This window comes from Sphaerisporangium sp. NPDC049002 (assembly GCF_040649355.1).
GTDB lineage: Bacteria > Actinomycetota > Actinomycetes > Streptosporangiales > Streptosporangiaceae > Sphaerisporangium.
Genome location: NZ_JBEZFH010000323.1, coordinates 1 through 5,884, shown reverse-complemented (window position 1 = coordinate 5,884; position 5,884 = coordinate 1). Strand labels below are relative to the sequence as shown.

The window sequence follows — 5,884 nt, the reverse complement described above, 5'->3', positions numbered from 1 at the left end:
CCGCATCAGGCCAGGGCCCGGCCGAGACCACAGACGAGCCGCTGGCCAAGGTGATCCCGCTGGGACTGTTCGACCCGCTGGAAAACCCCTGGAGACGCTCGTGAGCGACCGCGGCCACCTCACCGGCACCGCCCTGCAGGCCGCTGACGAGCAGTCCGGGCAGCACCTGACCACCATCCCCGGCTGGCGGCGGTCGCTGGCCGAGCCACCGGCCCCGCCCGCCCTGCTGAACGCCGCCGACTACGCCCGGTTACCCGGCATCGAGCGCGACGCCTACGACGAAGCCCGGCTCGACCACCACGCGCGGCTGCTGGTGGTGGCCACCTCCGCCGTCCGCCATACGGTGACCTGCGGGCGGCGCCTGGTGCTGCTCAACCGGCACGCGATCAGCGCCCGCCGGGGGCTGATCGTTTCCGGCCCGGCCGGCACTGGCAAGACCATCGCCATCACCCAGCTCGGACGCGCCCACGAACTGCTGGATCGGGCCCGTCACCCGCACTCTGACGACCGGATCCCGGTCGTCTACATCACCGTCCCACCCGCTGCCACCGCCCGCATGGTCGCCGCCGAGTTCGGCCGCTTCCTCGGCTTGCCGGTCCGCAGCCGGCTCAACATCACCGACATCATCGAGGCCGTCGTGGGCGTGCTCACCGACACCCGCTGCGGACTGATCCTGGTCGACGAACTGCACAACATCTCGCTGACCAGCCGCACCGGCGCCGAGGTCGCCGACACCCTCAAATACTTCTCCGAACGCATCCCGGCCACCTTCGTCTATGCCGGCATCGACATCGAACACAGCGACCTGCTGTCCGGCACCCGCGGCGCGCAGATCGCCGGACGCTTCACCCTCATCACCACCCAGCCGTTCCCCTACGGCCCGGAATGGCAGGGCCTGGTCGCCACCCTGGAACAGACGCTGCTGCTGCATGCCCACAAGCCCGGCACCCTCACCAGCCTGGACCGCTACCTGCACGACCGCACCGGCGGCATGATCGGCGCCCTGTCCCACCAGATCCGCGGAGCCGCCCTCGACGCCATCCTCACCGGCACCGAAGGAATCACCAGGAAGGGGTTGGACGCCGTCCCGCTGGATCACACCGCCGAGACCACCCGCGCCCGCGCCAAGACCGGCCCCAGCCGATGAACAACGTCCCGGACGAGCGGCTCGTTTCGCTTCCGATCCTGGTCCGTCCCCGATCCGGCGAAACCACCGGCTCCTACATCCGCCGTCTGGCCCGGGCCAACCACCTCAAGCCCAGCTACCTGCACGGTTTCCTCGCCGGCCCACCGACGTGGTTCGGCAAGCCGCGTCTCGAACGACTCGCCGTCTTATCCGGACGCACCCCTCAGGTGCTGCGAAAGACGCTCTCCGACGCTGGCCCAGCTCCCGGTCGAGACAAACCGGGCCCTTCCACCAAGCCCAAACGCCTCGATAAGGCAGCGCTCTACCGGAGGATCCGCCACGACGCCGAGACCGAAAACCTGTCCATGCGCGCCCTGGCCAGGCGCCATCACGTCACCGAGCGCACGATCAAGGCCGCCCTCACCAACCCCGAGCCTCCGGCCCGCAAGCCCTTACCCCGCCGCCCCTCGGTCATCGATCCGGTCCAGCACCTCATCGACTCCATGATCGAGAACGGTCACCGCCCTACAGAGATCTGGACACGACTCATGGACGAGCACGACGTCTCGATCTCCTACGGCCGGATCAGGCTCTATGTCCACAACCAGACAACGCGCTGACCGCTCAACCTTCGTTGTCACAACTCAAGGTTCGCTGTCACAGGACAGCAGGCAGCGCCGGTCCCCGGTGATGGCAGAACGCCGGCGCGCCAACACCGCAGGCAAATCCAGGCCGATCTCCTCGGCGTAGAGGGCCAGGACCGGGGAGGCGTCCTGCTCCGACACGTGCGCAGGGGCGATCTCCAGGCAGATCATCCCGACCTCGACCGCGGACTCGTACAACGTCTCGACCATGCGGCGGCCCCCGCTGAACCTCGGGACGCTCGTCGGCCGGCGAGGGGAGCGGGGACGGGTTGCGCACCTGTTCCACCGCACGGCGGAGCAGCGCGGCGACGTCATCGCCGGTGAGTTCCGTACCCGTGCTCCGTGCCTGGTCGATGAGATCAGACAGCGTCGCGGCGACCTGCTCGACCCGCCCCCTCACATCGCGCAGCGCCCGCCCGGACAGCCCAAGGGTGTCACCCGCGGGAGACACTCCGGCCACGGTGGTCGCCGCGGCCAGCAGACGCCCGGCGGTGGCCGCGATGTCGATCAGCCGGTACGCCTGCGCGCGGCTCCGCCGTTACCCTCCGGCCGCCACCAAACCGGGTGCGCGGGGCGCGCCGAGACGTTCGCGTCGTGACTGTGCTGGTCGGCGAGATCTCCGGGCGGTCGACCAGCCGCTCCTTACCGGGTGGTGAGGGCCTGCTCCACCAGCTCCAGATGGCCGGTCCACCACTCCAGCAGAGTGCAGTCCGAGGCGAACAGGTGATCGCAGGAGGTGTCATGCCGTACGTAGTGCCAGTTCAACTGCCACGGATCGCACATCCGTTCCCACCACAGGCGGCGCAACGGGCTCAGCAACTGCTCCTCGCCGATCGCGACGACGCCGCGGTAGGCGCAGGTGAACGCAGCCGCCCGCTCCAGGTCCACAACCCCGGTGCCGGGGTCGGCGAACATCAGCGTCATCGAGCGGGCCAGCTCGTAGGCGTACGCGCGGCGGCGTCCCATGCGGTCCCAGTCGAGCACCGCCACCACCTGCCCCGAACGGTCCCACAGCAGGTTCAGGGGGTGGAAGTAGCCGTGCACGTACCCGGCCGGTTCCAGGGCGGCGCTGTCGTCGGGCCGCAGATGGCCCACGCTTTCCAGCAGCTCACGCCGCGCCGAGAGCTGTGCACGGGCCGCGCGGTCGAAGTCGTCCAGCCGGGGACGTTCGTCGATCAACGCCTGGTAGTGGTCGAGGTCGGCCTTGGCCTGGGCCGCTTCCGGCACCCGGTGGACGATCGGGCCGACCCCGCCGGGCAGCGCCTGGGCCAGGCCCGCGTGGATGGCTCCCAGCAGCTCGCCGACCTGGCGGCACTGGCGCAGGCTCCACCGGGCTCCCGCGATGTGCTCGCCGTCCACCCACGCGACAGCCGCGAACACCGCCTCGTCCACGTGCAGGACTGTCTGCCCGGCGTTGGTCGTCAGCGGCGCGGGAACCGGCGACCGGCCGCTGTCAGCGCCGTGGTGGCGCGGTGCTGGAACAGGGCCTGGTCGGCGCAGGACCTGCTGCGCCAGACCCGCCGGATTTACCGGGAGCTGGGGCGGTACGACGGGATCACCCGGCGGCAGCTCGAAGAGGAGTGGAGGACCGTCGAAGCCGCGATGTACGTCGCGTTGGACACCACCGACGACCAGTCCGGCCAGGTAGTCGGACGGGCCGCCCTGGACGCCGCGCAGCAGATCCGGGCGCGGTGGATTCCGAGTGCGGACGACCCTCCGTCTTAACCGGCCCGGGACACACCCGAGGGCTCTGCGGCGGCCGGCAAGTTGTCTTATCGTCACTGGCCGTTCGCGGAGTCGGCGTCTTCTGCCGGGAAGCCCGAGACCGACCTCAAGAACTCGGCGGACACGAAGTAGGGGTTGTCGGCATCGCCAAGCACCTCGATCTGGACGGCGTCCCCGTCGCACTCCATCACGTGGTACTCGTCGCCGACGCTCAGCCTCAGGCCGCTGCCGTCTTCGCCGTCGGAGATGACCTCGAAGACCTGGTCCTTCGTCGCGCAGGGCGCGTTCCTCTTCGCGAGAGCCGCTTTGACGACCTTCTTCACTCCGGCCTCGGCACCTCGCAGGACCGCATAGCCGCTCGTGGCGACCACGGACCCGACGATGACTGTGGCCTTGGTGGGCCCACCGAGGCTCTTGATAACCGTCGTTATCGTCTGGTAGCCACCGAGATTTTTGCTCATCCGCGTCTTCCTCCCCAACCGTGTCCGGCGACTCTATCGACCGGTCTGTCACCCGATCCGACCGTTCAGCAAACGAACGTTTGACGAACGCGAGCAGGGCAGCCCGCCGGATCAGGACCTCCATGCGGCGTGTCCGGTTCGGTCGTTCATTTTCCCGTTCATCTTCGACTGTGATCTGTTACCGTTCGGATTCCTCGAACGAGACGTTTGATGAACGAAGGGGTGTTCGCGATGGCGCTCATCGGCCTGGTCCGGGTCAGCACCGACAAGCAGAAGACCCAGCGGCAGCACGACGCCCTCGACCCGATCTGCCTGAAGGTCATCGAGGAGAAGACGAGCGGCAAGCTCGCCACGGCGAACCGGCCCGAGCTCCTCACCGCGCTGTCCTACATCCGCGAGGGCGACCTGCTGACCGTCCTGGAGGTCGACCGGCTCGGCCGCAACCTCCTGGACGGACTCATCGTCCTCAACGACCTGTTCCAGCGCGGGATCGGCGTCAAGGTCCTGGAGGGCATCGCGGCCGGCGAGCACACCGAACGCTCCTTCCTGCTCGACCTGGCCCTCGCCCTGGCCGAGGACCGGCACCGCGACATCGTCAAGAAAACCCTCAACGGCCTGGAGGCCGCCCGCAAGCAAGGCAAGGCCGGCGGCCGCCGACCCGTCGTCGACGACGACAAACGCGCCGCGATCCTCGACCGCCGCAGACGCGGGGAATCCATCCGCACCATAGCCGCCGGGGTCAAGGTCTCAATCGGCGTCGTCCACAAGACCCTCACAGCCGCTGTCGAGGGCTGACCAGCCGCCACTCCCTGAGAGGGCTTTTCCGTGTCGAGCACGTTCAGCCAGCCACACCAGACCACCGCCGACTACCAGGACCGCATTTCGCAACAGGCATTCGAGCAACTCGTGTCCGTGCGAGGGGAAGGCGATGAATGGGACTTCAAGGCCACGCTGGGTGATATCACGAGCACTTCCGTCCGAGTCAACCTCGCGAAGGACGCGCTCGCCTTCTGCAACCTGCCAGGTGGGGGGACAATCATCGCCGGCGTGACGGATGACTACGATCATGTCGGCCTCGCCGACTCTGAGCGGATCGACACCACGATCATCCGCAGGGCGATCGAGAAGTACATCGATGGCGACTTCATCGTGGTGGCGGCTGAGCACACGCTGGCCGCGCCCGGCACGAGCGAGGCAAAACGGTACGGGATGATCCACTTCCGGCGCCGCTTCGCCCAGCCCCTTCTAGCAGCGCTGGACGGCCAGATCACGAACGACAGGCAGCCCCTCTTCCGCTCAGGCGACATCCTCATCCGCCGGGGCGCGGCCAGCATCAGGGCGAACTCAGGCGATGTCAGGCGCCTGTTCACCAACAGCATCGTCCATGAGGAACGCGTCAGGGCGGTAAACGAACTATGGAAGTGCCTTGTGGAGCAGCGGCGTCTCATGGGAGGTGTCGAGCTCCTATACGACGTCCTGACCGACACCGAGTACCCGGAAGCCATCACCCGGCCCAGTCTTCGTGACGCGCTCGGGCACCTCACATCGGGACGGCATGCTGATGACGTCGACCGTCTCCAGCTACGCGTAAGCCTGGTCAGGCCGCATATCCCGGAAATGCTGCATCAGCAGTACAGAGCCTGTGCAGCCTTCGTTGGAAGGCTGCACATGAAGGCGATACGGCAACGCGACGCCGGCGTCTTCGCCCCCTGGACTGAACTGGACAACGGGTCCCCTGACCTGCCGCTGCGCCAGTTGGCGCTGGAACTCATCCCGCAGGACGAACTCGACAGCTACTGGACAGGCCGCGCCACTGACCTCGGCACGCACCGGGCCCGATCAGCACCACGCCCTGCGCGGCGCCGAAGTAGCCTCCGTAGACCCCGGCGCCGAACACGCCCAGCCACAGCCACGGTCCGCCGTGCGGG

At 68.1% G+C, this 5,884-nt stretch carries 9 protein-coding genes; 6 read left to right on the top strand and 3 right to left on the bottom strand.

Annotated elements, in window-relative coordinates:
• The first annotated feature begins 100 nt into the window (after positions 1-100).
• Positions 101-1,147 carry an ATP-binding protein gene (locus AB0B89_RS34400; RefSeq protein ID WP_358561317.1) on the top strand — a complete coding sequence of 349 codons (1,047 nt, stop codon included), beginning with the start codon at positions 101-103 and terminating at the stop codon, positions 1,145-1,147.
• Positions 1,144-1,746, top strand: a complete 603-nt coding sequence (locus AB0B89_RS34395) for a TniQ family protein (RefSeq protein ID WP_358561314.1) — start codon at positions 1,144-1,146, stop codon at positions 1,744-1,746. The genes AB0B89_RS34400 and AB0B89_RS34395 overlap by 4 nt, the downstream gene beginning before the upstream one ends.
• A gap of 24 nt (positions 1,747-1,770) precedes the next feature.
• Here AB0B89_RS34395 and AB0B89_RS34390 read toward each other — a convergent pair whose 3' ends face one another.
• The gene (locus AB0B89_RS34390) at positions 1,771-1,980 is read right to left on the bottom strand and encodes a hypothetical protein (protein ID WP_358561311.1); all 210 of its coding nucleotides are present in this window, start codon (positions 1,978-1,980) and stop codon (positions 1,771-1,773) included.
• Between AB0B89_RS34390 and AB0B89_RS34385 the strand changes: the two genes are divergently transcribed.
• Positions 1,979-2,368, top strand: a complete 390-nt coding sequence (locus AB0B89_RS34385; protein ID WP_358561308.1) for a hypothetical protein — start codon at positions 1,979-1,981, stop codon at positions 2,366-2,368. The two genes, AB0B89_RS34390 and AB0B89_RS34385, sit on opposite strands and share 2 nt — an antisense overlap.
• A gap of 44 nt (positions 2,369-2,412) precedes the next feature.
• Here the strand turns inward: AB0B89_RS34385 and AB0B89_RS34380 are convergent, their stop codons facing one another.
• Positions 2,413-3,162, bottom strand: coding sequence for a phosphotransferase (locus tag AB0B89_RS34380; RefSeq protein WP_358561305.1), 750 nt, complete (start codon positions 3,160-3,162; stop codon positions 2,413-2,415).
• On the opposite strand from AB0B89_RS34380, the gene AB0B89_RS34375 reads away from it, so the two are divergent.
• Complete coding sequence (locus AB0B89_RS34375; RefSeq protein ID WP_358561302.1) at positions 3,163-3,495, top strand: hypothetical protein; 333 nt, start codon at positions 3,163-3,165, stop codon at positions 3,493-3,495.
• A 53-nt stretch (positions 3,496-3,548) separates the two neighbouring features.
• Here the strand turns inward: AB0B89_RS34375 and AB0B89_RS34370 are convergent, their stop codons facing one another.
• Entirely contained in the window at positions 3,549-3,956 is a 408-nt protein-coding gene (locus AB0B89_RS34370) for a hypothetical protein (protein WP_358561300.1), read from the bottom strand.
• A 210-nt stretch (positions 3,957-4,166) separates the two neighbouring features.
• Here AB0B89_RS34370 and AB0B89_RS34365 point away from each other — a divergent pair, with 210 nt between their 5' ends.
• Positions 4,167-4,751 carry a recombinase family protein gene (locus tag AB0B89_RS34365; RefSeq protein WP_358561298.1) on the top strand — a complete coding sequence of 195 codons (585 nt, stop codon included), beginning with the start codon at positions 4,167-4,169 and terminating at the stop codon, positions 4,749-4,751.
• 30 nt (positions 4,752-4,781) lie between these two features.
• Positions 4,782-5,884, top strand: a 1,103-nt coding sequence (locus AB0B89_RS34360) for an ATP-binding protein (RefSeq protein ID WP_358561296.1), incomplete at its 3' end; no start/stop codon positions are given.

Coding starts and splice junctions, on each gene's coding strand:
- AB0B89_RS34395 (WP_358561314.1), top strand. CDS start 1,144: ATGAACAACGTCCCGGACGAGCGGCTCGTTTCGCTTCCGATCCTGGTC.
- AB0B89_RS34385 (WP_358561308.1), top strand. CDS start 1,979: ATGCGGCGGCCCCCGCTGAACCTCGGGACGCTCGTCGGCCGGCGAGGG.
- AB0B89_RS34390 (WP_358561311.1), bottom strand. CDS start 1,980: ATGGTCGAGACGTTGTACGAGTCCGCGGTCGAGGTCGGGATGATCTGC.
- AB0B89_RS34370 (WP_358561300.1), bottom strand. CDS start 3,956: ATGAGCAAAAATCTCGGTGGCTACCAGACGATAACGACGGTTATCAAG.
- AB0B89_RS34365 (WP_358561298.1), top strand. CDS start 4,167: ATGAACGAAGGGGTGTTCGCGATGGCGCTCATCGGCCTGGTCCGGGTC.